This is a genomic window from Bacillus sp. T3 (genome assembly GCF_033449965.1).
GTDB lineage: Bacteria > Bacillota > Bacilli > Bacillales > Cytobacillaceae > Bacillus_BU.
Map to the genome: position 1 here is coordinate 2,857,261 of NZ_CP137761.1, position 24,612 is coordinate 2,881,872.

The 24,612-nt window shown below is 39.1% G+C and carries 28 protein-coding genes and 1 pseudogene; 4 read left to right on the forward strand and 25 right to left on the reverse strand.

All coding sequences use genetic code 11. From position 1 onward, the window contains the following. Nucleotides 1-9 precede the first annotated feature (9 nt). The 5 genes from RGF10_RS14735 to RGF10_RS14755 form a co-directional block, all read right to left on the reverse strand. On the reverse strand, nt 10-576 hold the full coding sequence (locus tag RGF10_RS14735; protein WP_318503228.1) for a dihydrofolate reductase family protein: 567 nt from the start codon (nt 574-576) through the stop codon (nt 10-12). A 414-nt stretch (nt 577-990) separates the two neighbouring features. Next, nucleotides 991-1,653, reverse strand: a complete 663-nt coding sequence (locus RGF10_RS14740; RefSeq protein WP_318503230.1) for a YfjL-like protein — start codon at nt 1,651-1,653, stop codon at nt 991-993. 168 nt (nt 1,654-1,821) lie between these two features. Continuing rightward, complete coding sequence (locus tag RGF10_RS14745; RefSeq protein WP_318509488.1) at nt 1,822-2,133, reverse strand: GNAT family N-acetyltransferase; 312 nt, start codon at nt 2,131-2,133, stop codon at nt 1,822-1,824. Next, nucleotides 2,091-2,606 (reverse strand): GNAT family N-acetyltransferase, encoded by a 516-nt coding sequence (locus RGF10_RS14750; RefSeq protein ID WP_318503232.1) that lies wholly within the window; start codon nt 2,604-2,606, stop codon nt 2,091-2,093. The genes RGF10_RS14745 and RGF10_RS14750 overlap by 43 nt, the downstream gene beginning before the upstream one ends. A gap of 372 nt (nt 2,607-2,978) precedes the next feature. Further along, entirely contained in the window at nt 2,979-3,203 is a 225-nt protein-coding gene (locus tag RGF10_RS14755; RefSeq protein ID WP_318503234.1) for a hypothetical protein, read from the reverse strand. 363 nt (nt 3,204-3,566) lie between these two features. Here RGF10_RS14755 and RGF10_RS14760 point away from each other — a divergent pair, with 363 nt between their 5' ends. Continuing rightward, the gene (locus RGF10_RS14760; RefSeq protein WP_318503236.1) at nt 3,567-4,037 is read left to right on the forward strand and encodes a GyrI-like domain-containing protein; all 471 of its coding nucleotides are present in this window, start codon (nt 3,567-3,569) and stop codon (nt 4,035-4,037) included. 228 nt (nt 4,038-4,265) lie between these two features. Continuing rightward, nucleotides 4,266-5,357, forward strand: a complete 1,092-nt coding sequence (locus tag RGF10_RS14765) for a site-2 protease family protein (RefSeq protein WP_318503238.1) — start codon at nt 4,266-4,268, stop codon at nt 5,355-5,357. A gap of 83 nt (nt 5,358-5,440) precedes the next feature. Here the strand turns inward: RGF10_RS14765 and RGF10_RS14770 are convergent, their stop codons facing one another. Next, nucleotides 5,441-5,623 (reverse strand): Fur-regulated basic protein FbpA, encoded by a 183-nt coding sequence (locus RGF10_RS14770; protein WP_318503239.1) that lies wholly within the window; start codon nt 5,621-5,623, stop codon nt 5,441-5,443. A gap of 667 nt (nt 5,624-6,290) precedes the next feature. Here RGF10_RS14770 and RGF10_RS14775 point away from each other — a divergent pair. Further along, nucleotides 6,291-6,767, forward strand: a complete 477-nt coding sequence (locus RGF10_RS14775; protein WP_318503241.1) for a DUF2975 domain-containing protein — start codon at nt 6,291-6,293, stop codon at nt 6,765-6,767. 10 nt (nt 6,768-6,777) lie between these two features. Beyond that, a complete protein-coding gene (locus RGF10_RS14780; protein WP_318503243.1) occupies nt 6,778-6,996 on the forward strand; it encodes a helix-turn-helix domain-containing protein in 219 nt (72 codons plus the stop codon). A gap of 239 nt (nt 6,997-7,235) precedes the next feature. On the opposite strand, the gene RGF10_RS14785 is transcribed toward RGF10_RS14780, so the two are convergent. The 19 genes and pseudogenes from RGF10_RS14785 to RGF10_RS14875 all read right to left on the reverse strand — a co-directional run bounded on the left by RGF10_RS14785 (nt 7,236) and on the right by RGF10_RS14875 (nt 24,599). After that, entirely contained in the window at nt 7,236-8,012 is a 777-nt protein-coding gene (locus tag RGF10_RS14785; protein ID WP_318503245.1) for a DUF1129 family protein, read from the reverse strand. A gap of 36 nt (nt 8,013-8,048) precedes the next feature. Beyond that, the gene (locus RGF10_RS14790; RefSeq protein ID WP_318503250.1) at nt 8,049-8,375 is read right to left on the reverse strand and encodes a PadR family transcriptional regulator; all 327 of its coding nucleotides are present in this window, start codon (nt 8,373-8,375) and stop codon (nt 8,049-8,051) included. 535 nt (nt 8,376-8,910) lie between these two features. Further along, complete coding sequence (gene nikE / locus RGF10_RS14795) at nt 8,911-9,798, reverse strand: nickel import ATP-binding protein NikE (protein WP_318503252.1); 888 nt, start codon at nt 9,796-9,798, stop codon at nt 8,911-8,913. Nucleotides 9,799-9,842: 44 nt separating this feature from the next. After that, the gene (nikD, locus tag RGF10_RS14800; protein WP_412176736.1) at nt 9,843-10,604 is read right to left on the reverse strand and encodes a nickel import ATP-binding protein NikD; all 762 of its coding nucleotides are present in this window, start codon (nt 10,602-10,604) and stop codon (nt 9,843-9,845) included. An 84-nt stretch (nt 10,605-10,688) separates the two neighbouring features. Further along, a complete protein-coding gene (gene nikC, locus RGF10_RS14805; protein WP_318503261.1) occupies nt 10,689-11,522 on the reverse strand; it encodes a nickel ABC transporter permease subunit NikC in 834 nt (277 codons plus the stop codon). Further along, nucleotides 11,519-12,464 (reverse strand): annotated as a pseudogene (gene nikB, locus RGF10_RS14810) (nickel ABC transporter permease subunit NikB). Before nikB ends, nikC begins: the two are co-directional and overlap by 4 nt. An 18-nt stretch (nt 12,465-12,482) precedes the next feature. Then, complete coding sequence (nikA, locus tag RGF10_RS14815; protein WP_318503263.1) at nt 12,483-14,105, reverse strand: nickel ABC transporter substrate-binding protein; 1,623 nt, start codon at nt 14,103-14,105, stop codon at nt 12,483-12,485. A gap of 232 nt (nt 14,106-14,337) precedes the next feature. Further along, nucleotides 14,338-15,282, reverse strand: a complete 945-nt coding sequence (locus tag RGF10_RS14820; protein ID WP_318503265.1) for an MATE family efflux transporter — start codon at nt 15,280-15,282, stop codon at nt 14,338-14,340. Further along, nucleotides 15,228-15,671 (reverse strand): MATE family efflux transporter, encoded by a 444-nt coding sequence (locus tag RGF10_RS14825; RefSeq protein ID WP_318503268.1) that lies wholly within the window; start codon nt 15,669-15,671, stop codon nt 15,228-15,230. The genes RGF10_RS14820 and RGF10_RS14825 overlap by 55 nt, the downstream gene beginning before the upstream one ends. 381 nt (nt 15,672-16,052) lie before the next feature. After that, nucleotides 16,053-16,790 carry a S8 family serine peptidase gene (locus RGF10_RS14830; protein ID WP_318503269.1) on the reverse strand — a complete coding sequence of 246 codons (738 nt, stop codon included), beginning with the start codon at nt 16,788-16,790 and terminating at the stop codon, nt 16,053-16,055. Next, nucleotides 16,774-18,438 carry an ABC transporter ATP-binding protein gene (locus RGF10_RS14835; RefSeq protein ID WP_318503271.1) on the reverse strand — a complete coding sequence of 555 codons (1,665 nt, stop codon included), beginning with the start codon at nt 18,436-18,438 and terminating at the stop codon, nt 16,774-16,776. The genes RGF10_RS14830 and RGF10_RS14835 overlap by 17 nt, the downstream gene beginning before the upstream one ends. Next, complete coding sequence (locus RGF10_RS14840) at nt 18,435-19,430, reverse strand: peptidase U32 family protein (RefSeq protein WP_318503273.1); 996 nt, start codon at nt 19,428-19,430, stop codon at nt 18,435-18,437. The genes RGF10_RS14835 and RGF10_RS14840 overlap by 4 nt, the downstream gene beginning before the upstream one ends. Nucleotides 19,431-19,542: 112 nt before the next feature. Next, entirely contained in the window at nt 19,543-20,397 is an 855-nt protein-coding gene (locus RGF10_RS14845) for a hypothetical protein (RefSeq protein WP_318503275.1), read from the reverse strand. A gap of 80 nt (nt 20,398-20,477) precedes the next feature. Continuing rightward, nucleotides 20,478-21,560, reverse strand: a complete 1,083-nt coding sequence (locus RGF10_RS14850) for a YncE family protein (protein WP_318503280.1) — start codon at nt 21,558-21,560, stop codon at nt 20,478-20,480. Next, the gene (locus RGF10_RS14855; RefSeq protein WP_318503281.1) at nt 21,557-22,336 is read right to left on the reverse strand and encodes an SPASM domain-containing protein; all 780 of its coding nucleotides are present in this window, start codon (nt 22,334-22,336) and stop codon (nt 21,557-21,559) included. Before RGF10_RS14855 ends, RGF10_RS14850 begins: the two co-directional genes overlap by 4 nt. Nucleotides 22,337-22,410: 74 nt before the next feature. Next, entirely contained in the window at nt 22,411-22,944 is a 534-nt protein-coding gene (locus RGF10_RS14860) for a 4Fe-4S cluster-binding domain-containing protein (protein WP_318503287.1), read from the reverse strand. A 75-nt stretch (nt 22,945-23,019) separates the two neighbouring features. Next, the gene (locus RGF10_RS14865) at nt 23,020-23,565 is read right to left on the reverse strand and encodes a hypothetical protein (RefSeq protein WP_318503292.1); all 546 of its coding nucleotides are present in this window, start codon (nt 23,563-23,565) and stop codon (nt 23,020-23,022) included. Further along, entirely contained in the window at nt 23,531-24,016 is a 486-nt protein-coding gene (locus RGF10_RS14870) for a hypothetical protein (RefSeq protein ID WP_318503294.1), read from the reverse strand. Before RGF10_RS14870 ends, RGF10_RS14865 begins: the two co-directional genes overlap by 35 nt. Beyond that, nucleotides 24,000-24,599, reverse strand: coding sequence for a c-type cytochrome (locus tag RGF10_RS14875; RefSeq protein WP_318503296.1), 600 nt, complete (start codon nt 24,597-24,599; stop codon nt 24,000-24,002). The genes RGF10_RS14870 and RGF10_RS14875 overlap by 17 nt, the downstream gene beginning before the upstream one ends. Nucleotides 24,600-24,612: the final 13 nt, after the last annotated feature.

Consider the following 24,612-nt stretch of genomic DNA (forward strand, 5'->3'; position numbering starts at 1 on the left):
CTATTACAATTAGTCCCTATTCAAATGATAGATTAGCTGAACAACGCCAGAGGAGAACGACCTTGTATTAACCAATTTCAAATTTAACCTCTCTTGTATATCAATAAACAATGGTTTTCCTACTCCTAAGATAACAGGGTGTATTGATAATCTAAATTCATCAACTAGCTTTAAATTAATAAAGCTTGTAATAAGGCTAGCTCCACCATATAACCAAATATCTTTACCAGGCTTATTTTTTAATTTATTTACTTCTTCAAGGATCTGATCATTTATATATATTGCTTTATTATTAATCCCTTTTTGCTTTCTGGAAAACACATATTTTTGTTTACTATGTATTGCAGCCCATATTTCCTTTTCAGATTCATTATTTCCTGTTTCTGGAGTATATTGTCCCCATAAATCATAACTCTTTCGTCCATATAATATTGTATCAATTTGATTTAAGAAATTAATAAATCCCATGTCAGAGTCCATTATGCACCAATCAACTTCTCCATTTTTCCCTTCAATAAAACCATCTAAAGTAACGGCTAAATCTAAAATTATTCTTCTCTTTACCTCTATAGACATTGTTTGGTCTCCTTAAAGTTTGTTAATATTACTTTTCGCTCCAATTCATTAATAATTCATTTGCCAATTTAACTATAATACCTTTATGCTAGATCGTCCGTTCATGAAACAAGAAAAGGTCTATGCGCACAAATCCAATCCTCACTCGTCGAAAAGTAATCATAGAACTAGTCTAAGTGCACAAATCCGATCCTCACTCCTCAAGAAGTGATCATAAAGCCTGGCTATGCGCACAAATCCAATCCTCACTCGTCGAAAAATGATCATATAACTAGGCTATATGCACAAGCCTAGAGTGAGTGGCTTTGGTGTCTTCCACTCTACTGAGTGCATATTTAAGTACTAATCTGGTGGATGATCCGGAAGTTTTTCCATATCCTGATACTAAAAGATAGGGCAATTTTTCTTGTAAGATTAATTTTCTACTTTCCACCCTCTATCCATTCCATCTAAATAATGCCTTTGAAGGCTATTCTTTTCGTTTTTTGAATCTTTCACATAAATGTCCATCGAAAACTGTTTGGGAATTCCGTTTAGTTCGCTACTTATTGAAGCTGCTATCTCATCCATTAGCTCGAAGGTCTTTTCATTGTTAAGCCCTGTCCTTTTCCATGATAACTCTGCTATAAAAAAGTTTTTTTCTAATCTTGTTTGGGGATCGGGAGAAAAAAAGTCAAATACTATACCTGCTACTCCTATATTATGCTCCTCCTGAACCTTGAGGCTATACTTTAAATTTGGATACTTTTCATCTAGGATCCTACGTATTTTGGATTCTAGTTCCATAGATGCCAAGTATGCGCCATATGCATCAAACATTGTTAATTCATATCTTGAGGTCTCAAAGACAGCATCTTTATCATCTGTTGGTCGCATTTTAATGTTATAATCCGGAATCAAAAAATTATATTGAGATGAATAAACTTCGAAGTCTTTGTGATATTTTTCTTCATAATAGGCTAATACTTCTTTTTCCGCTTTTGCCTTGCTTATTGGATTTCCAAAAAACGCATTAATGAAATAGACGATTGCAGCTACCAATAGGACAGACAAAATTATAAATATTTTTTTCTTCAATGACATCATGGTCACCCCAATATAAATTTGACTTCAACTTTAATATAGCATCATTTCCATCCCCAAGATTTATTTTTCAAAAAAAAGACACTGGTTTCATATGACAAAGCCAATGTCTTGCTAGACTCATAAAGTCTCTAGTATGTATGGGGGCTGTCTCCAAAATGCTTATTGGTTGTACTCATAGTAATCCTGGGAATGGTAAGTTCGAAAACCACAAGATTCATATAGTTTAAGTGCATGGTCATTTTTAGCCTCTACCTCTAGAAAAATGGGTAGTCCTTTTTGGTGCTCCACCAGTACGACCTTTGCTAAAGCTTTTCTGCCAATCCCTTTTCCTCGTAGTTCTGGAAATACTACAAATCCATAAATCCATGCTTCCCCATTCAATTCTGAAACACGCATTTTGCCGGCAATTCTTCCTTCAGCTTCAATAACTAGTCTTTTGTCACTGCTATTCTCGTCAATGAGTTGCTGGATTTCCCTTGACTCTTGCTCCCCATCCCGAAGCCGGCGATGTCGAGTTGAATTTCTGCTTCCGAATCTTCCTTTGAAAAAGAGGGTCTTATCTTAATACCATCATCCTCAGACAAATCTTTTTGATGCCATTGCATTTGATACTCTGCAATCGAAAATGTGCATGGTATGGTTGATAAGAACGCTTTTGCTGTATGAGATTTTGAAGGAGCATTTAACAAAATGGTTTCAATATTCCATTTCTTCGCTTCTTCAATGCCTAATTTTAGCAAGCTAGAAAAAATTCCTTTCCTTCTGTAATCAGGGTGAACCATCCCACAAAGCTCTACCTTATTTCCGAAACCGTAGCTTCCAAGGAATCCGACAAGTACCCCATCTTCATAATGGAAAAAGTCTTCCTGTCTATCCCCGCTCCGATTTTCAAGCATATCGAAATTTAACTTTAGCAGAAATCCGCCTTCTTTTTCGCAAACCATTTGAAGTTCTTTAATTTTTAGTAATTCCTGGAACAGTTGGCATATTTTCCTACCCCTAATCGATTTATTTTTTTAACATGGAAACTTCACTATAATTATTAATATTATTCGATGTGTTAAGTGGGTAGTCCTTTTTTGTAAAATGAAGGTGGCATAATCCACCTCTTCATTATTAGGAGTGCAAAGTTTGCAGGGGGAGCCTAAATAAAAAGTTCAAAGAAAAAAGCCTACAGGTTTTGAAAAAAACAAGTGGCTAATCAAAGAAATTACTCTATAAGGATCAAACATAATATGTGTTATTGATTTACAGGCTTTGCTTTATTGATCATATCTTTCTAATAACAGTTTAGATTAATGTGAATTGACGGCTTATTAATCAATATCCTTCACAAGCGTCAATACCCCTGTAACAGCCTCCTTTATCGCTTCCTCCCTTGTATCTCCGAATCCATTATGACAGTACCATTTTGAGTGTTCAGCATTGGCCACAGCATGCCAATGACTGCCATTACGAAACACTTCAACCAATACACCGCAAGTTGGATCATCATAATGCCAACGCTCTGTTGCCCGTAGTAGATTTGAATCAAACGACATCCGATTACCTCCTTAACTGCACCTATTTCATAATTTATTGAAGATATTTTCCTTCAAAACAACCATTAATATTCAAATCCTTACTAATGAGATTTTTCTAAGAAAACGTTAAAGAATGAATTCAATCAAACTTGTCCAAAAAGTAAACAAGAAGATTCACGTTCTGCTAAAACATGTAAAAAGCTTATGGGATGTAAAATCCTAATCATGTACAATAATATTATGGCTATGATACTCCTAAATCTTCTTAAAATTTTTCCGTAAGGAGCATCGCTTAGCATCGAATAACGCTAGGAAAGAGAATGGACAACTACAACCAATAACCACATTATGATACAGGAAAGACCGAAAGGAGCAGAACCCTTGAAATACAAAATGATTGAAAAAGATGCATTCCAAGTGATCGGGATCAAAGAGAAATTTTCATGTGCAAAAAAGGACACTGATGAAGTTATTCCAAAGCTTTGGAGTAAAGCCAATCATGATGGAACTATTGATATATTAAGTGAATTGAATAATGGACCAATTAAAGGATTATTGGGGATTACGAATAATTACCGTGCAGCAGAAGACACGATGGATTATTGGATTGCCACTGCCTTTAGCGGTGATCATGTACATGATAGATTTTCTTGCTTAGAGATACCTTCTTCAAAGTGGGTGATATTTGAAGTATTCGGTTCGATTCCAGAGGCCATCGTCGATACGTGGAAACAAATTTTTTCAGAATGGTTTCCTTCCAAAGGATATCAGCCTGCCAACCTACCATCACTTGAACTATATATTGGAGCGTATCCGAATCCTTCCTGTGAAATTTGGGTGCCAATTAAATAAGAAACTCGAAAAAATAGTTTTCATGACAAAGGAGTCTAATTCATTAATGGATAGGACTCCTTTTACATAACAATCCTTGAATAACGAAAGCTGCAATATTAAGACCACTATCAAATTTATGAAACCAATTCCTTCTCCTAAACGTATCAAATATAAAATAACAATTATGTAACAACAAATAACTAATTGTATAAAAATGGATTTATATTTTACAAATGGGGTGTCTTGTTGGAAAGTATTAAGGAAACGAATAATAAGAAAGGTATTGGAGCTGGTCTCCTTGCTTTTTTAGCAATATTTGCTGGGAAGTTAAAATTCCTTGTTGTTTTTGCCAAACTTATTAAATTTAATACATTAATTTCGATGTTTATTTCGATCGGGGTTTACGCTATTGCTTATGGCTGGAAATTTGCAATTGGCTTTGTTTACTTAATGTTTATGCACGAGATGGGGCATCTGGTTGCCATGAAGAAACAAGGTCTGCCTGTTAAACCAGCGATTTTCATTCCGTTTGTGGGTGCTGTAATCGGTGTAGATCCAAAACTCATTCGTAATGCCAAGGTCGAATCATACATTGCTTTCGGTGGTCCAATTCTTGGTACAATAGGTTTTCTTCCATTTGCAGCACTGTATTGGTTCACACATGAACCGCTTTGGGGTGTGTTAATGTTTGTGGGTGCTTTCCTAAATTTTTTCAATCTTGCACCCATATCACCGCTCGATGGCGGAAGAATTGTCGGGGTTTTATCGCCAAAGCTTTGGGTTTTAGGTCTTGTTGGAATGGCTGTATACACGTACTTCCATCCGAGCCCGATTATGTTTCTGATTCTTATTTTTGGTACAATTGCCCTATTTGATCGAAGAAAGCAAGTTAAGCAGCACGACCTTTTAAGCGAGAAGATCTCCTTCCTGGAGAAGGATTTATCTGGGGTTACTGGAACCTTTGAAGAAAACGAATTGGTATTAGAACAAATCTTAATGGAAGAAAAAAGCACAGAGAAGCTTGGCTATTTCCAGAAACGCAAAATTAAGAAACAACAAGAACTCGTAAAATACAAAAAAGAGATTTTACTAGATAAAGTCGATAGGCTAAGCCGTTATAATGCTGATGAGTTAATGGATTCATTCAAAGCTGAAATGACCAATAACCTAAATGAATTCAGATCGGAATTGGCAAGATTGAAAGGCTACTATAATGCGGAAACAAAAATAAAATGGATCGTTCTACTAACCTATCTTGCACTTGTACTTTTTCTTGCCTTATTCGTTGGATACGGACAAGATATCATGGATGCTCATAGCCAAGAAATTATTAAATAAAAAATGGTGGGCTCCTATAAGAAAATAACAAAGACGAATTCGCACTGGAATTCGTCTTTTTTCTGTACAAAGATAGATGTTGTTTAAATAAATTTTATTGAACTAAACTCACCATGCGGATGATATTGTAATTGGAATTCCTTATAGATCGACTCGAGCTTAAATAGCGGTAATTCATAAAGCTGCTTATCATCATCCTTGTATACGTTAAAAAATATAAGTTTATTAATTAGTTTTTGGCGTTTTTTTTCTTTTTTATTATTCATGTGAAACACTCCTTTAATTATCGAATGTTTTTGGCTTTTACTATTATCAGGAACTTTCCATTTGCAATATTATATGAGAAAAACAATCTCGATTATTCCGATTAATTTAATTGGTTTTATTATTAATTTTATTTTATTACCACAATTCGCATCTGTCAAGTGTGATTTTACTAATAAATGAATTTTTTACGAAACATTATTTAAACTTAGACTCTTTTTTATTAAATTGGCTTTGTTAAATTTGTCTGTTGATTTCCGCTGCAGGGTACTCGCTTTCCGCGGGGGAGTCCGGGAGCCTGTCTAGCTGCAGCGGCTAGGGGCTCGGGGTCATAAGCCAATCCGTCAAGAAGGTCAAAGAACGACCTTCTTGACGGATTGGCTAATGCCTGTCGCCCCTAGGCAAGCCGCTTCCGCTTTTCGTTCTCCTCGGCGCCATAGCGCCTGTGGGGTCTCCCGTGTCACCTTCTCCCGCAGGAGTCTCGCACCTTCCGCTCCAATCAACAGATTGCTCAAAAAACAACATTGTTCTTTAACACAGCCATCAGGTTAAATATACAAAATACTCACCACAACAATAAAAATATAATAAAAAATGATAATAATTTATTGTAAAACGATATATCGTATGGTAAATTCAAATTGAAAATAATTATGTGAGGTGCTTTTTATGAAACGTGGTTCAACACTGTTTTTAAAGATAGCTGTTTTTCTTATTGGAACCCCAGTTCTTGCGTTGTGTATATATGGGTTGCTTTGGTTACCAAAAAATCCAGCAAATCCAGATTATGCCCATATACTCTATCCAATTGTCATAGGTATGTATGTATCAGTCATACCGTTTTTCATTGCATTATTTCAGGCTTTTAAACTTTTAAGCCATATTGATAAGAACCAAGCTTTCTCTGAATTGTCTGTTAAAGCTCTAAAGAATATCAAATTCTGTGCCATGACAATCAGTGGTTTGTATGTGGTAATTGAACCATTTGTTTTCCTCGTTGCAGATCTAGATGATGCACCGGGTCTCGTCTTAGTCGGAATGGTCCCTATCTTTGCTTCAATGGTAATCGCAGTATTCGCTGCTGTTCTACAAAGGCTTTTAAAAGAGGCCATTGATATAAAATCTGAAAATGATCTAACGGTCTGAGGTGAAAACAATGGCGATTATTATCAATATAGATGTGATGTTGGCTAAAAGGAAAATGAGTGTTACGGAGCTTTCGGAGAGGGTTGGAATCACAATGGCTAACCTTTCTATCTTGAAAAATGGTAAGGCAAAAGCGATTCGAATATCAACTTTAGATGCCATTTGTAAGGCTTTGGATTGCCAGCCAGGAGATATTTTAGAATACCAAAGTGATGAAGACGATCAATAATAATAGAAAACAACTTTCTTAACCTGACAAGGTCATTGTTTTAACAATAAGCACTCTGAAGACAGCATCAGCAGCGTTTTCAAAGGAATAAAGCCCCCAATTGGAAATCCTCTAGGGGGCATTCTTATTGATTTAACAATATACCATTCATTCATATAATGCGAAATAGCAAGATCATCCCTCCTCCTTTTAGGATGACCTATTATTAAATGAGGATTCTTATTAAAATCGTTGCCGGTTTAACTATTATTCTCTTTCATTTCCCTTATTTTTCTTTTTCTGATTAATACGAAAATGATCAATCCTGTGATGACGAAAAATAGGAGAACGGTGTATAGAATATAGGTTGGATTTTTGTTGATTTCCTCTGGCAATAACCGATTAGCTAGTGGTCCAATTGATGTGAACAAAGGAATAAGAATCGTAATCCAAGTTTTTGTGTAAAGGGCTGATGCAATAAATATGATTGCACAGCTGATGGCAATGACGTTATTTTGAACTGGTGTAGCAACGTAAGTAGGCTCAAACCCTTGTTTTTTATACCAAAAAAGTAGAACTACACCTAAACCTGTAACCATGATAAATGTTGCTAAAAGCAGGAAGTAACCCCATTTTGATTGGTATACCTTTGGAATTACTTTAAACAAAAATAGGCCATAAATTGCTACTCCTAGCATTCCAGCTATTACGGCAAGGATAAGAATTTCTTTTGATAATGAAAAGTGACCCTCAATTGCAGGACCGATACTAAAATAAGCAGCCAATAGAAGAATCGTCATTGGTAGCAAAAGCAACATTTGCGGGAAATCCGTTTTCATCGAATGGCCAATGCTTTTCATATATTGCTTAGGACTCTCTCCTATGATCTCCTTTATATCTTTACCGTCTTGCTCCGCTTGAAATAAATGATCCTCGAGCTCCTCTGTTATCTCATTAATTTCGTTATCATTTTTTCCTTTTGAAATTAAATAGAGGCGAAGTTCAACCAAAAATTGTTCTGCTTCCTTAGAAAGCATCGTTCACCAACTCCTTTTAGAAAACAAATAGTTTATTTATCTCTTATTTTCGAGCACATTGTTTACTGCGCCATTCAGCTGTTCCCATCGTTGGATGAAATCAACTAACTCCTGTTCCCCCTTCTCAGTAAGTGAGTAGTATTTTCTTTTTGGGCCTGCTGTTGATTTTCTTAAGGTTGTGCTGACTAATCCTTCCTTTTGCATTCGAAGCAATAATGGGTAGATCGTCCCCTCACTGAAGGACTGAAACCCATAGGACGTAAGCTTTGCGGCTAGTTCGTACCCGTAGATCTCTCCATCCTTAATAATGGCTAAAAGACAACCGTCCAAAATTCCTTTTAACATTTGTGTCGTATCTGCCATAAAAGCCACTCCTTTCAATACCTTGCAAAACAAGGTATATGAGCACTTGAAAATACCTTGCAATACAAGATATAGTTTGAGTATAAGACATACTATCTTGCATTACAAGGGTATTGAATGTAAATAAATGGAATTAATATGAATTCCCTTACAAAAAATTTCAATCTACCATTTTGTTTTAGATATTTTGATAAAATAGGACTAGTTTAGGAGAAATAATAGCTATTATTGAGGGAAATATCAAAATTTTATGAAGAAACCGAGGTTTTTTTGAAAAGACATTTATTTTTAAAAAAATCGGGTGGAATTCGGCTGATATATGCACGCTAATTGACTCATATGCACGTTTAATTGTATATATGATAAAAGTCCAAAAATATATGATACAACTCTGGAATTATATGATTCAACTTTGAAAAATTATGAACGTTTAGTTGTGAATATGCACATCAAAATCAATATATGCACGTTCTTTTCAGAAATCACAGAGAATCAACGCTCCGGTATACTAGTATTTAGGAATGCAGCGCCTAACTTATATAAACAAAAGAAGACGGCCGCACCGACCGTCCCCCTGTTTCCTTCCTATTAATATATCTGCCCTACTTGATTCCGTCCCGATGCAATCGACCAGGTAGCGTGGATGTTCGGAAAGAATGGAAGATATCAGTTTCTTTACAGCAGGGTGATCGGATGAAAACACCTGATTTTTATCATGGCATAGCTCAACCAGTTCCCCTTTCTCCATCACAGCTAGTGAATCAGAAATGGAGTAAGCTGCTTTAATATCATGCGTAATAAATAGATACGAAAGGCCAAACTCCGACTTTAACTCCCTTAATAAGTCCAAGATATGCGTCTGATTTACCATATCCAAACTACTTACAGACTCATCCAATACAATCAGCTTTGGTTTTAAGGCGATTGCTCGTGCAATATTGATTCTTTGCAACTGACCGCCGCTGAATTGCCGAGGATATTTCTTCATATCGTCTGAGGTTAGCCCGACCATCTCTAGTAAACCAGCAATCGTTCTTTTTTGCTCTAGGTCGGACAGTCTCTCGTAGTTTTCTAACGGTTCCCCGATGATTTGTTCCGCTGTCAGCCTAGGATTTACCGATGAGTAGCAATCTTGAAATACGACTTGAAGATCCCGTCGAATCTGTTTGCGAGCGTGTGAATCCATCGAGTAAAGATCTTGACCTTGAAACATCACCCTGCCCTTTTGTGGTTTTTCCAATCCAAGGATAACCTTGCCCAACGTACTTTTTCCAGCTCCGCTTGTTCCAAGAAGTCCCAAACACATACCAGGTTCTATCGAAAGGGAAACATTAGAAAGAATCGGGGGTTGCTGATTCGAACGCCAAAACAAACGGGATGCGCCATAGGTATGGGTAACTTCCTCTACTTGCAGTAAACTCATAAGCTCCCCCCTTTTATCAAAAAATAGTTTACGTAGCTTCCAATTTATAAAATTAACTGCTTTAGTTGTTCGTCCAATGGTAAAGTTGGTCTAGCATGTAACAATTTTTTCGTATACTCATGCTTCGGTCGATCAAACAGTTGGAAGACATCTGCTTGTTCAACGATCCGCCCCTTGTGCATTACAGCTACTTTGTCAGCAAGCTCCGAAATGACTCCTAAATCATGCGAAATCAACAGGATCGATGTCCCACATTCGGTTCGAAGTTGGTCTAACTGTCTCAGCACTTCTAACTGGTTCGTTACGTCGAGTGCTGTTGTTGGCTCGTCTGCAATAACGACGGACGGGCGCAAGCACATAGATATGGCAATCATTACCCTCTGCAGCATTCCTCCACTAAGTTGAAAAGGATACCAGCGCATTAGTTTAGATGGCTCCGGCAGATTGACAGCATCCATTGAGGATATTGCAAGCTCGATTGCTTGTTTTTTCGTTAGGGCTGTATGGGTGCGAATCGTTTCGATAAATTGATTCCCAATCGTATAGACAGGAGAGAAGGCATTCATTGGATTTTGCATAATGAAGCCGATTTCTTTCCCACGTATGCCCCGCATTTCCTTTGGTCTTAATCCATTTAGCTCACGACCATGTAGTTTGATGCTTCCTTCGACGGCTGTTGTTTTCTGATCTAAAAGCTGCAGTAGGGTCATACAGGTAATGGTTTTCCCGCTACCGCTCTCTCCTACAAGACCAAGCACTTCTCCTGGTTTTATTTCAAAATGGATATCCTGAATGAGCGGAAGCATCCCTTGCTTTGATTTTACCTTGACATTCAGGCCGCTCACCTGCAAAACATTGCGATGGTTTTCACTCAACACTCTCAGTCCTTTTTAAAAACGTCGTTTTACACTAAACCGATCCGACAAAGATTCCCCCAAAATATTAAAGGTCATCACAACGAGCAAAATCATCAGACCTGGATAAAGCATTAATTCTGGATGGCTTCGTATATACGATTTCCCTTCATGAATCATTGCCCCCCATTCTGGAGTTGGGGGCTGTATGCCTAGCCCCAAGAATGACAACGCGGAAATATCCATGATTGCCCATCCCATTTCAAGTGTCCCCATCACGATAATCGGTGGTAGTACATTTGGGATCATATGCAACCTAATAATTTTCCATGGTGATGATCCGCTAATCCGGGCTGCCGTAATGAAATTTTGCTCCTTCATACTGACAACCAAACTTCGGAACATTCGGGCATAATACACCCATTGAACCATCATTAACGCCAAAACGACTTGCCACAGTCCTGGACCTAATAATCCGACAATACCAAGAACGAGTACCAGATTCGGAAACGCCATGACACCCTCACAGAACCGCATTAATAAAATATCAATCCAGCCACCTCTGTACCCCGCAATCGTTCCGACCAACAAACCAATTCCTAGCGAGGAAATAAAAATTAAGGTTGCAAAACCTAAGGAAACACGGGCACCAAATAGAATACGTGACAGATTGCACCGACCCAAATGGTCAGTCCCAAAAGGATAATCGAACGATGGAGGACGTAGCTTGAGCGCTAAATTGACTTGAACCGGATCATGTGGAGCAATCCAAGGTGCAAAAATCGTTACAAGGAATAAAAGTAATAAAATGACCGAGCATACGGTCACGGTCTTCTGACTTTTGATGAACATCCGTATACTCGAAATCAAGATTCAGTCCTTCCTTTCCAAGAAATGCGGGGATCCATATACAACTGAATGAGATCGACGATAAGATTGCATACAATGAATAGACATGCAGCTAGAATCACATAGCATTGGATAACAGGAATGTCACGATTAAAAATTGCCTCGACAAAATAACGTCCGAATCCTGGCCAGGAAAATACTTGCTCCACGATAATTGTTCCGGTGAGCAATTTCCCCAAATTCATCCCTAGACCTGTAATGACTGGTGAAATAGCAATTTTCAACACATATTTCACCATAATCAATTTTTCATTAATGCCCCGCGTTCTGGCGTATAACACATAAAACTCCTGCAGTTGTTCTAGCACACTCGCTCGCAGCAAACGTGTATAAATCGCGATTAGTGCTAAGGACAACGTTACACTTGGAAGCACAAGATGCTCCCACGACCCTCTTCCCTCAACTGGAAACATGTCTAATTTGACAGAAAAGAAGAAAATCAATAAGTAGCCAAGCCAAAATTGTGGAATAGAAGCACCAAAAAATGAGAGGAACCTACTAAAAGTATCAATCAGATTATTTTTGTATATTGCTGACAAAAATCCTAACGGGATACTAACAAGGAGGGCAAGCAAAATACTGCTAAATGCAAGTTGGAGCGTTGCAGGTATTCTGGTTGTAACTTCTTCCCAAACTGGCTCATTCGTAAGATAAGATTTGCCGAAATCTAGTCGGCAAATCTTCTTAACTGTTTCAAAATATTGTATTATCAAAGGTTGGTCTAACCCAAATTCATGTCTTTTCTCAGCCAAAATCTCCTCTGTTGGATGAATATGGGCCGCAGTCAAATACGCTTCAGCCAGGTCAACCAGGTGATAAACGGATCAGTAAGAACATGATGAAAATAGCAAAGAGAACAATAGGAATGATCGCGAGAATCCGCTTTGCGATATAACTAAACATGAATTGCCTCCTTGCGTTTTACTGACTGATTTCAATCCCGTTAAAAGGATGTTCATCACGATTGGCTGGAAAGATGAACTCTTTTACGTTTTTCTGGTAAACAACGGTTTTCTTGATATAAGAAATTGGTACTATAACCGACTGTTCCTGGAGAGTGTTCAAAATAGAACTATAAAGCTTTTGGCGCTCTTTCTCATCCGTAGAGGCAAGCGCATCCTTTACTTGCTGATCCAACTCTGGTTTCATGGACAAGCTGGAATGGGCTTCTGAAACACCCCATCCTTTTTTAGCTACAACATTGATAAAGGAATGTGGATCATAAGGTGCCCCATAGTTGTACCAAAAATCAATGTCAAAATCACCTGCTTTACGACGTTGAATTTGAACTGTCAATTCAACACCCGTAATGTTTAGTTTGACACCAATTGCAGCCCATTCTGCCTGCATGGTTTCCGCCATTGCTTTTTGGATTGGGTCTGTTTTGTCATAGATTAATTCCAGTTCAAGTGGTTGGCCATTCTTCTCTCGAACTGTTTTTCCAGAAGGAAGCTTCCAACCTGCCTCTTCGAGATAAGACTTTGCTTTCTTCACATTGTAGTTAATTGAATCGACATCAATATCGGTATAAGGGAAGTTTTTGGATAAAATATTGTCTGCTTTCTCCTCTAATCCAAGTGTAATCCCTTCCACCATCGCATTTTTGTTAAATCCATATTGCAGAGCTAAACGGACTCGCAAATCTGCTAGCTTTTCATTCGTTGTATTTAACAACAAACTTCTCGTTCCAACGGGCTCGGACAGGTCGGTTACGTATTTATCAGATTCTTTTAATTGATTAAAGGAATCCATACTGATAACGCCTTCTCCGTAGATTAAATCCAGTTCACCTTTTTCAAAAGCCATAACGCGCGTTTCTGCGTCCGGGATAATCTTTACCGTTACTTTATCAATCTTTGGGCTCTCACCCCAGTAATTAGGGTTGCGGGTAAACACGGCATATTCGTCTTTCTTATAATCAGCCAACATCCAAGGTCCGGTCCCAACTGGCTTTTTTATTCCCTTAGAGGTATCTCCATCATCTGGGAAACCAGCCTCCCCCAAGAAACGAACAGGTCGCACAAGCGACAAATCCTGCAATGCTGGATAATAAGGTTCCTTCAAAGTCATTTTAAATGTTAGATCGTCTACTACCTCGGTCTTCTCAAGAACATTGATAACACCAAGCCAGCTATGTAAATTTGAATTTTTCATTACAGAGTCAAAGTTCTTTTTTACAACAGCAGCGTTAAATGGTGTGCCATCAGAAAATTTCACATTTTCACGTAGCTTAAACGTATACTCTTTTCCGTCTTCCGAAATCGTCCAAGATTCAGCAAGATGCGGCTCAAGCTTTCCGCCTTCCTTGTAACTGATCAGTGGCTCATATATCATTGATTGCGCAAATAATTGCGAAGGATTATAAACATGAGGGTTCATCGTGCCAATATCCCTTGGCCAAGAAACCGTAATCGATTTTTCTGTTTGTTTTGTTTCTTCTTTCGATGTTGATTCAGTCTCCTTGTTAGTACATCCTAAGAGAAAGCTAGACATAAGTAAGCTTATGACTAAAAGTAAAATCATCTTCCTTTTTAAAATAAACATGATGTAGTAATTCCTTTCTCGCCTAAAATAATAATAATGATAATCATTATCACAACTATAATAGTATGATAGTATTTCTGTCAACAACATTATGAATCTATGTCAAGAAATTTGATTGGAGGATCCATTTTATGTTTTTTATTCAAACAAAAAACCATGGGAACCCCCCATGGTTTTTCGTTTATTAGATACGCACAATCGAGCAGAGCAGAGTCCCCTCTTCTCAACTCATTTAGTATACTGTTCGTCTTAAGGCAGGAAGAGATCTCCCCAAAAATAGTGAACGAGCTAAAGTGAATAAGATAAATGCGAACCAGAGCCCATGATTTTTCCAAAGCGGAACAAATAGCCATAGTGTAAGGATAAAAATTAAAAAGGATAAAATCATAGAATTTCGAATCTGTTTTGCTGCTGTAGCACCAGTAAAAATACCGTTTAGTTGTAAACCCCAAAAGCCAACCAGTGGAAAAATAATAAGCCATGGCAAATATTCAGTAGAAGTCTCCTGTATTTCCAGATTGGTAGTGAACCAGGTAATGATTTCATCCCCAGCCACAAATAACACCACTGCAAGCAACAGTGAAACGGTACTTGACCATATCGCTGTCAGTTTAATCGTGTGGTTATAAAGGATTATATTTCTCTCTCCGATTGCTCTTCCTACCAAAATACTACTTGCATTCGCAAAGCCACCTAAGATATAAGAGATAATGAATTGAATTTGCATTAAGATCGCATTTGCAGCCAAAAACTGCTCACCCATAGCTGTCCCTTTTGCAGTAAATAAGCCGAACACAGAAAGTAAGAAGAGCGTTCGCATAAAGAGATCGCCATTCATATAAAGCATTTTCGTGATTGAGGCTTTATGAAAAAATAGTGACCAATTCCAGCGGATACCCTTTAACTGCTTATTCATGCCCAGAATGATTAAACCAATCAGGAATCCGCTAAATTCAGCAATCAAGCTTGCAGTTGCTACACCCACGGTTCCCATTAGAAATACTTTTACAAATATAAGATCGAGAATGATGTTTGTTATATTCATAAAAAGCTGTACAAACAGAGAAAGTCTTACCTTTGACATACCAATTAGCCATCCTAAAATAACGTAATTGAGCAATGTTAATGGCGCTCCCCAGATTCGGATATCAAAATATTGAATAGCTTGTTTCTCCACTGCTGCACTTGGCTCCAAAAAAGAATCGCAAGTTGTTTAATCGGGACCTGTAAAACGATGAATAAGGCTCCAAAAATAATCGCTAAACCCATCGGTCGCAATAAAGACATGAGTACTTCAGTCTGATTATTTGCACCCTGAGCTTGAGCAGTAAAACCTGACGTACTATAGCGCAGAAATCCTAGTAGCCAATATAAATAGTTGAAAATCAAAGTTCCGATCGCAACACCGCCAATATAGGCAGGATTAGGCAATTGCCCCATTACTGCCGTATCTACTGCCCCTAATAATGGGGTTGATAGACCTGATATGATAAGAGGAACCGAAAGCACCAAATATTGACGATGACTGTATGGATGTTTAGCAACTCCTGAAATGGCTTCCTTCATGAAAATCCCTCTATTCTTTGATGATTACGCTACTCTAAATTGATTCTAATATTACTATTTTGATATAAACATGTTTGAAAAATATGTATAAAAGCGTAATGATAAATTTAACGACTAAACATTTAAAAGTCAATAGTTTTAGCTCTTAAAAGAAAGATCCCTCACTTCAGCGCGAGGGATCACTCTTATAATATGTTTTATGATTGGGATGGCGGACATCTGTTCCTTTATTCTCACAAAACATGTTGTATTGATAGACTTTACGGACAAGAGGTTCGTTATTTAATGATAAATTGGCATAATTCATTGGTTTTTATATGAATAAGGTATCATATGTCCTCATAAGTCAAGAAAAATCGTATTTTATCAAAATAGGGGCCTCTATGTCCGTTCAACAACCATGCTTTGATTAGAGACTGGGCTCTTTTCTTCTCCTCTTATTTCCGCCAACCTTCCATGCTCGATAAGTTTGGCTAGATACGAGGTGACATAGGCAGCCGCAAAGCTGTGGCCGTTAAGGTTATATTTTTGCATGGGGCCTTCAAGCTCACGGGGCAGCCCATAAGCTTGGAAGGAAATTTCCTCATTAGGGTTGTAGTAGCATAGATTATATCGAGCGTGTGCTCCCCGCTCTACACCAAATACGGATTGATAGCTTCCTGGCCACATCAACCCTCTATTTCGATCACAGGAGGAAACGAGGACGATGCCCTCTTTTTCCGCTTCGTCACAAATTTCCCGAAACGCTGCGACGTCCTTTTTTAAGCTTAAGCTTAAATTGATAATATGGATCTCATTGAACATACACCATTCAATGGCGGCACACAGCACCTCCGCATGAGTGAATAAATTTTCATCAAACACTTTGACAGCATAGATTTCCGCTTCAGGAACTTGATCAGATAAAATACCTGCCACCGCTGTTCCATGCCCTAAGCGATCCGTAATATCATCGTTAAGTTCTATTCTGCCTTCTTCGTTAACGGATAAGGCGATGCCCCCGACAACATTTTGAATGTGTGGATGCCAGGTATTAATTCCGCTATCAATAACGGCAATTTTGATCCCTTTACCCTTTCCAAGATCTTTGTCCGTATGACACTCACGCCAGCCTTCCATCCCAATTCATCTCCTTTGTCCTCGCCATCTGTCCTTGTTCAATCAGGATCGAACGGTCGACCCAATCTATGTTTTGCATGCGGTGAGTAATGACGATGACCGTTTTGTTTTTCATTTTTTCTTGCAAAACCGAAAAGATTTTCTGTTCGGATTCTGTGTCGAGATGGCTTGTCGCCTCATCGAGGATTAGAATCTCCGGATTTTGGAGCAATGCTCTTACAAGCTGAAGACGTTGTTTTTGACCAGCTGACAGATTCCGACCCTGTTCACTAAGATAAACATACAGCCCTCCAGCAAGTAATTTTTCATCATCCCAAAAGCCCATGTCGTTGAGCAACTTTTCTATCTGATTTTCGGTAGCTTCTCTATTTCCTGTCCGCAGAAAATCAGCAATCGACCCTGACCAAATCGGATCATCACAAGATATTAGGCAAATTTGCTGATGCCAGCTTGCCTTTTTCACGGACTGAATATCAACTCCATCACAGGTAATCATCCCTTTTGACGGTCTATATATTCTTGCTAGCAAATCAACAATCGTGCTTTTTCCTGATCCACTCTCACCGATAATCGCAAGTTTCTCACCTTTGCTGATCGTAAACGTGATATCTTTCAGTATTGATTGATGGCCATCATAGGAAAAATCAACACCATTAAACTCAATCGAAGAATGAAAGATTGCTAGTTCCTCGTGTCCATCCTGTTCAATTGAATAATGGAAAAATTCTTTAATACGGCTCACGGCTGCCTTGCCAGACTGTAATTTTGTATAGAGCTGCGCCAACCCTTGGACAGAACTGAATAAATTTGCTTGATAAGCTGTAAAAGCTAATAGTGAACCAAGAGTTAATGTACCCTCTAACACCTTGTTTCCTAAAAACCAGATTAGCATTAACGTAGAAAGCCAAACGAGTATTTGCGGCGCCCCTTGTGCACTTGTATTAATAATGGCTAGTTTAATCGTCTGTTTGTTCATTTTTTCAAGATGGGCATGGTATTTCTTTTCTACCAATGTGTACAGACTACCTGCTCGAATAAACTTCTGTGAAGACAGTGATTCATACAAAAAACTTTGGATCATAGCGCCTATTTCTTTTGCCTGCATATTCCCAATGTATAAAAGATTTCGGAATGTATGGGTTACCCAAAGTAAAATTGGCAGCAGTATGGAGCATAAAAGAGTCATGAACCAATCTATTTTCATCAGTACAATCATACTAAACAATAAAGTCAAACAAAGATTGATTAGCTGTAAAACACTATCGGTATATAATCGTTGAATTTCTCCAATATCCTCGTTAAGACGAGTGGTTAAATCTCCTATTCTTCTTTTTGCCAATACTTGTAAAGGAAGCTTGAGAATTTGCTTGTAAAAGGTCATTCTCATATCAACCGTCATTTGCAAGCTTGTTTTCATATAGATAAAGCGGTTGATGGCAGAAATGATGTATGTTAGTAGAAGTAATAGGATGGAGATGAATAGCACCTTTTCAAAGGATACACTCCTGCGGATAAACACCTCATCAATCATCATTTTTCCAACAAGGGGTTGAAGAATAAATAATACCGAACCAACAATACTCAACACCAAAACGAGTGACAGCCTCAGCCAATAGGGACGAATAAATCTAGTTAAAATTTCATTCATACGTAATAGCACATTAACCCTGTTCCACAGGCTTCAGGATGATTACGGATTTTTTTACACGTTTCAATTACTTTGGCAGGGTCTGATTCCACATTCATTTTATCAATGACAGCCTTGACCATTTGCAGGCTCGCTAGTTTTCGATATGGTGCGCCTTCGCGTCCGACAATTTTTAGCGAATCAACTCCTGCTTCCTTTAACCGTGGTAGGGCGCATAAGCCACACGGTCCTAACGGCAAGCCATTTTCGGCAATTTTACCGCCGCAATCATTAACAAACCACACATAATCCCGATAATCCTGGATTTGTTCCTCAAGCTTGCCCTTTTCTTTCTCGCTAAAACCCTTATTTCCATCGGCCGAAATCGAATGATAGTCCCATTGAACTTGCGAACAAAAGGCGCTCACACGATTATGGGTGGTCATACAAAAGCTTTCTTCATAAACACAGCCGTCATTGAGCAAGAACACTTCAATTTCAATATCTCCCGCTGCTTGCTTTAATGTGGCGATTTCATTAAGCTGAACCGACCTTGGCAAAACGATGCGGTCCACGCCGATTTCTTTGTAAAGGTCTATGCTACCGGTGTTCATCGATGCCGCCAAACTGCTGACATGAAGCTTAGATGTCGGGATGTGGTGCTTGATTGCCATCATCAGACCGATATCACTAACAATGAAGGCATCGACGCCGATCTCCTCGGTACAGTATTTAACTAGATCTAATAGCAATGGGTATTGGTCATCGATATAATAAGGAGCATTTAAGGTAATGAAGACAGGGATTTGGTAGGAATGGGCCCGTTCGACCGTTTGCTTTAATTCACGAAACGAGGCGATGCCGGCATATGGATTGCGCCGATTCAGCCAGACGCCCGGTGAATAGCGGTCAATCCATTCTGTCGGTGTGATACCACAATAAAATTCATTGGCCCCGTTTTCCGCTAGCATTTCCACCTCTTCCAATGAACCTAATGGCTGTAAAATGTTCATCTCTTTCTTCCCCTTTCACATGTTTGCTTAAACTGGAATGCGCAGACTGTAGACAATCCTGGCATTGGCGATTTCCTTAATTTTTCGTAGGCTCCGTTGTAGCATGGTGCGGTTATGAGCATAAAAGGCGGTATTTCCCTTTTGATACATGCCTGTGTTCATTTCCAGGGATATTGCGATGCTTTAATTCAAACACATAATGTTGACATTGCTGCTTACAATGTGGTTCGCCACGAAACTTGTCCTTTTTGTCGCAATTCATAAAACCGACCATGCACGCACTGCCACTCGCTGTTACCCCGAACGGATAATGGAATGCTAACGAATAGTTTTCATTTTCTCCACCATGAAATTCGGAGCCTTGGATTAATTCATCAAATTCAATTGACTTAACATCGCCATTTTCCAAATAGGTCGTAAACCATTCTGATAACAGGCCTGTCTGTTTAAAGTACTGTTTACCCTTTTCCGGGGCCTTGTCGGCATTATAGTCGCCGGCTATTCGGGGATCGCGAATATTTTTATTAAGCAAACGACCAATCGCAATCTGTAAGTGGGGAAACTTTTTTTGCACGGTGTGATATACACCCCAATCATTGACACATATTTCGATTGCTTTTCCTGTCTCCTTTGACGTTTCATTCAAATAAGAGAGAATTTCTAGCAGGTGCGAGTATTTTGGCTCATGAACATACGGTGTGGCGAAAGTAAAATCATAGCCATTTTCCCAACAATACTCTAATGCCTTCTTAACCGTGGCCAATGGCATTAAACGATACTGGCAAAATTCCGAACCAAAATATATACGTGTTGGTGCGGACTTGTTCGAAAAGACCTGTTCCCACTCGTCAAAAAATTGCTTCTGCATTTCTGCTTCAATCGGATTCAGCTTTCCATAGGCGAGCCAAGGTTTCTCGATGTTCGTTAACTCCTTCAATGACTGCACCGCAACGGCGAACTCTGCCATACAAACCACCTCATTTCTTAAGAATTTTATGAGACTCTTGCTTTTAAAAAAACAGGTAGGGAAAAGCTCCCCCTACCCGCCTATTTTTGAATTTTGACGACGCGTACATCCATTCCATCGGTTGGCAGCTTTATGATTTTTTCAACATTCAAATCACGGTCTGCAACAATAAAGTCATTCCCACCAGCACCCAAATAAAGCTTTGTTTCATCCAAACTGGTGTTTAAGCCATAAATACTTCCAGTTGGTGGCTTCGAATCCTTAACAACTTTACCAGTAGCCAACTCGACCTTATACCAATGATTAAGAATGGCATAGCCATACTTTTCTTGCTTATCGACAACAGCTGAAAACATCCCAATTGGCTCACGATCAAATGCAACTGACTTGATTTCTTCCGTTTTCATATTCATCCACATTAGACCTTCTGTTACTCTACCATCTGGATAAGACTTAATAATCGGGAAGGAATTAAATCCGTTTTCTTCCCCGCGTGGGAAAAGGAGTAGGAATCCACCAATCCCGTCTTTTTCAGGATTTTCCGCATTCTTTATTCCTTGTTTCAACGAAAGCTCCCATTTTTTAAGGTCTAGTTTATAAAGATCATATCCCCAAACAAACACTGCGTTCGGATCTCCTTCTTTAAATTGAAGTGCCTGTATTCCATAAGGGGCTTTAAGATCTCTGGTTACTTCTTTTGTTTTAAGGTCAATTTCCAGTAATTTCGACGGATGCGATTTGAAGATATTGATCCGTTTTTCGCCTTGAGTAACAAATACATAGGCTTTCGAACCATCAGGAGAAATCGTTGCCCCCAAAATCCGGCGATCGAGCAAGCCTTTATCCGTTCTTGCTGTTAAGGTGATTTTATCGATGACTTTGTTATTAACCGTATCAATCACATAAATGGACTTACGGTCATTTGCGTTGACGATTCCCTTTTTGCCATCCTTTGTAAAGCTCATATCGCGAACTGGTCCATCCACTTTAATACTAGCCACAACCTCTGGTACAGCTGGATCAACCACGATCACTTGTCCATAACCGGATACAATAGCTCTTTCAGTATAGGACTTCTCCTCAGCTGCAAAAACATGGATGGTAGAAAAGCTGATTAAAACAATAAGTAAGAAAATAAATGGTATTTTTTTTAGCCTGCTCAACTGACCGTACACCCTCCTTTGTCACCGGCAATCACATTGATGAAGTGTGGATTCTCCTCATTAATGCGAACGAACGCCTTTAGACCAATCGTCGTCCACTCATGCATCCAATTGCAGTAATGCATGTTTGGCTTGCGGTGATCACCGTGTCGTTCCAATGCTTCATAATAGCAGCCGCCAGTACAAATATTTTTTAAAGAACAGGATCGACAGCTTTGTTTGTTGTCGACATGCAGTTCTTCCAGTAGCTGTTTTTGCTTGTTGCGATCCAATCCATCATAGATATTGCCCATTTTAAAGCGCTCATCTTCATTAAAGCGGTGGCACAAATACAGACCACCGTCAGGACTTACAGCAAAGAAGCCCAATCCTGCGCCGCAACCATAGGATTTGTTTTCCCCATTGTGCAGCTCTTTTAATAGATTCGTTAGATTTGAGAAACCTAGATACTCATTTTTCAGCGCATGCTCCACATAAATATCGGAAATCTCATCAAACTGCTTCAGCATCTTGTTTAAGTCAGCTTCGTTCAACTGAAGATTCATATCTGATTCCGAAACTGGAGCAAAACCGACTTCAGAAAACCCTAACCGAAGTAGTCGCTCAAGCGATGCACCAATATCTTCAAATTCTTTCGCCAGCGTTACCCGCGTTCCGACTGGTGCAGTGCGTTCACTTTCCATTAAGCGAGTGGCATTTCTTTTGACTAGTTCAAACGAGCCTTGGCCACCTTCAAACGGTCGGTTCTTGTTATGAATCTCTTCGGATCCATCCATGCTGATGGAAACGCCGATTCCATATTGATTCAAGAAATCAATCTTTTCTTTTGATAAAAGAGTTCCATTGGTAGTTAGGGAATAGTTAACTTGTTTCCCTTTTTCTTGCCTTCCTCTGCGCTATATTCGACCACATATTTCAGTACTTTCCAATTGATAAATGGTTCCCCTCCAAACAAAACAATCGTCACAGAATCTTCCTGATAGCTGTGCTCTAATAGATAATCGACCGCCTGTTTGGCCGTTGCTTCTGACATGTACTTCTTTGGTGCACCGTATTCACCACCATCCGCATAGCAATAGGTACAGCGCAGATTGCATTCATTAACGAGATGGAGAACAAGGGTTTTCACTGGCATTTTTTCTGTATTTTTCGGAGCAGGCGGAGAGTTTGAAAATCGTTTACGTTGATTCTCTGAATCTAGCGCCAAAATTTCTAGCTCAGCTAACTCTTGCACTAGAGATTCATAGTTTTGCTGTACTTCTCCGATTAGGTTATCATCCTGTAAATGATACGAGTCCCCTTCTCGAACCCCGTTGTTTTTGAAAAACTGAATAAAATCAACAGCTTCTTGATCAAGATTGAGGATGTTACCAGGTAAGCCCATGATACAAATAATGCTTTTGATTGGATTCAAAGGAAAGAATATTCGTTAAGCGCATTGCTGTCGGCTCCTCTCATCTTAATGAATGTTGTTAACATAGTCTGGCACTGTCGAGATATGGTGGGAGGTAGCTTCAAAGATTGCACCGTCAATCGTTGCCTTCGCATGAATCGTCGCTGCACCTGCGTTTTCCTGTGTATATTCTCTTTCCGCATTAACCCCTTCACCTAATGGCGTGAATAAACCATTTTCACTAATACTTCCAATAAACTTCAGATAATCTGCACTTTCATTTTCCGGATAAGGCAGCACTGTCCAAGTAGCTTTAACCGGCATTAATTTTAAGTCGTCCTTTGTGTCCTTTTTACCATCGGGACCATTGCTATAGGCATAAGCCGTATACTGTGTGCTTACCTTTTGCATTGTAGCAACATCGCCCATTCTCGCTACACCATATGGCGGATCGACTTTAATATAATCGACGTTCTGATACACCGTTAACTTGTCATGAACAACACCACTCTTGAGTTTTAAATCGGCTTGTCCAAGCTTCACATTATCACTCACTTCAATCGTCAGAAGCACCTTTTCAGCAGATTCTGGCTTCACGCTCTTTACAACCATTCCTTCCAGGAAGCGTGATATCGTTGGTGGTCAATTTTGACAGATTCATCCCATATATCTGTAGCTCTGCTGTTGTACCTTTCTTCACTTCTTTTCCAGCTACAAGGATAATTTCTGGGCGTTTTGATTGGACCTTATAGTATGTTTCCTCTGCGCTAATTCCTAAATTGGTAACTTCAGACCAATCGCCCTCAATGATTGTGCCGTTTTTCAGGGCATTATAAGTTCCACGTTGCTTCGTACCTTTGTCATTCGTATACTGTGTACGGAGCATGAACCCACCAAACATATCAACGCTACCAGTTTGCGACAGCTTTTCATCACTATTTAAAAATTGAACAGATTTCGTCTCAGTCAGCTTGGCACCATCTTGTTTCATTTCGCTTTCGCCAATATAAAAGCCCTTTGTCGCTTGATAGCCGACAACCTTCCATTTACCTGGAAACATCATATTTTGTACCCTTCCACTTTTCCCAGGTTTTTTCATCAAATGAATATTCCTTACCTAAGTATTTAAGTGCCTCTTCGGCTTCCTTCGGCCAGTCTAAGTGCCGATTGTTTAAATAAATGGATGGATACATCACAAGATGGAAGTCCTTTAAATTGGCCCATTCCTGCTCTGTTCTCCGCTGCGCTTCAAATCTTCCGCCGGCATGACAGGTAATACAGCTGTTATTAACGGCTTCACTTTCTGTTGACGGTTCAGCATAAGAGGGTTTGCTTGCCATCCAGTATTGAACTGATTCTGCTTCCTCAGGAGTCAATCCCTGTTCAGCACTTAAATCCTTAATAATTTGCTCACGCTGTTCATCTGTAAGTTGAACGCCATGGATTCTTTCCATTCTTTGAACGGTATTAAGCCAGCCCTCTGGTGTTTTTCGTACGTCACTAATTCTTTCTGCTTTTTGACCATTGCCGCCGTGGCAGCTTAAACAGCTTTTATCTACCTGCTCACTAATGACGTAATTACTGCTTACTTTCTCCGCTTTTGATGCCTGCTCATTCGAACAAGCTGAAATGAATAGGACTGCCATCACAAGGAATAAA

Excerpts from the sequence above, each read along its gene's own strand:
- RGF10_RS14790 (WP_318503250.1), bottom strand. The coding sequence starts at position 8,375 with ATGGCAGATACGACACAAATGTTAAAAGGAATTTTGGACGGTTGTCTT.
- RGF10_RS14785 (WP_318503245.1), bottom strand. The coding sequence starts at position 8,012 with ATGCTTTCTAAGGAAGCAGAACAATTTTTGGTTGAACTTCGCCTCTAT.
- RGF10_RS14855 (WP_318503281.1), bottom strand. The coding sequence starts at position 22,336 with ATGGATGGATCCGAAGAGATTCATAACAAGAACCGACCGTTTGAAGGT.
- RGF10_RS14770 (WP_318503239.1), bottom strand. The coding sequence starts at position 5,623 with ATGAATAATAAAAAAGAAAAAAAACGCCAAAAACTAATTAATAAACTT.
- RGF10_RS14755 (WP_318503234.1), bottom strand. The coding sequence starts at position 3,203 with ATGTCGTTTGATTCAAATCTACTACGGGCAACAGAGCGTTGGCATTAT.
- RGF10_RS14875 (WP_318503296.1), bottom strand. The coding sequence starts at position 24,599 with ATGGCAGTCCTATTCATTTCAGCTTGTTCGAATGAGCAGGCATCAAAA.
- RGF10_RS14865 (WP_318503292.1), bottom strand. The coding sequence starts at position 23,565 with ATGGTTGTAAAGAGCGTGAAGCCAGAATCTGCTGAAAAGGTGCTTCTG.
- RGF10_RS14825 (WP_318503268.1), bottom strand. The coding sequence starts at position 15,671 with ATGAAGGAAGCCATTTCAGGAGTTGCTAAACATCCATACAGTCATCGT.
- RGF10_RS14870 (WP_318503294.1), bottom strand. The coding sequence starts at position 24,016 with ATGATGTTTCCAGGTAAATGGAAGGTTGTCGGCTATCAAGCGACAAAG.
- nikD (WP_412176736.1), bottom strand. The coding sequence starts at position 10,604 with ATGCTTCCGCTCATTCAGGATATCCATTTTGAAATAAAACCAGGAGAA.
- RGF10_RS14750 (WP_318503232.1), bottom strand. The coding sequence starts at position 2,606 with ATGGTTTGCGAAAAAGAAGGCGGATTTCTGCTAAAGTTAAATTTCGAT.
- RGF10_RS14840 (WP_318503273.1), bottom strand. The coding sequence starts at position 19,430 with ATGAACATTTTACAGCCATTAGGTTCATTGGAAGAGGTGGAAATGCTA.
- nikA (WP_318503263.1), bottom strand. The coding sequence starts at position 14,105 with ATGTTTATTTTAAAAAGGAAGATGATTTTACTTTTAGTCATAAGCTTA.
- RGF10_RS14845 (WP_318503275.1), bottom strand. The coding sequence starts at position 20,397 with ATGGCAGAGTTCGCCGTTGCGGTGCAGTCATTGAAGGAGTTAACGAAC.
- RGF10_RS14735 (WP_318503228.1), bottom strand. The coding sequence starts at position 576 with ATGTCTATAGAGGTAAAGAGAAGAATAATTTTAGATTTAGCCGTTACT.
- RGF10_RS14780 (WP_318503243.1), top strand. The coding sequence starts at position 6,778 with ATGGCGATTATTATCAATATAGATGTGATGTTGGCTAAAAGGAAAATG.
- RGF10_RS14860 (WP_318503287.1), bottom strand. The coding sequence starts at position 22,944 with ATGGGCTTACCTGGTAACATCCTCAATCTTGATCAAGAAGCTGTTGAT.
- RGF10_RS14835 (WP_318503271.1), bottom strand. The coding sequence starts at position 18,438 with ATGAATGAAATTTTAACTAGATTTATTCGTCCCTATTGGCTGAGGCTG.
- nikE (WP_318503252.1), bottom strand. The coding sequence starts at position 9,798 with ATGAGTTTACTGCAAGTAGAGGAAGTTACCCATACCTATGGCGCATCC.
- RGF10_RS14830 (WP_318503269.1), bottom strand. The coding sequence starts at position 16,790 with ATGGAAGGCTGGCGTGAGTGTCATACGGACAAAGATCTTGGAAAGGGT.
- RGF10_RS14775 (WP_318503241.1), top strand. The coding sequence starts at position 6,291 with ATGAAACGTGGTTCAACACTGTTTTTAAAGATAGCTGTTTTTCTTATT.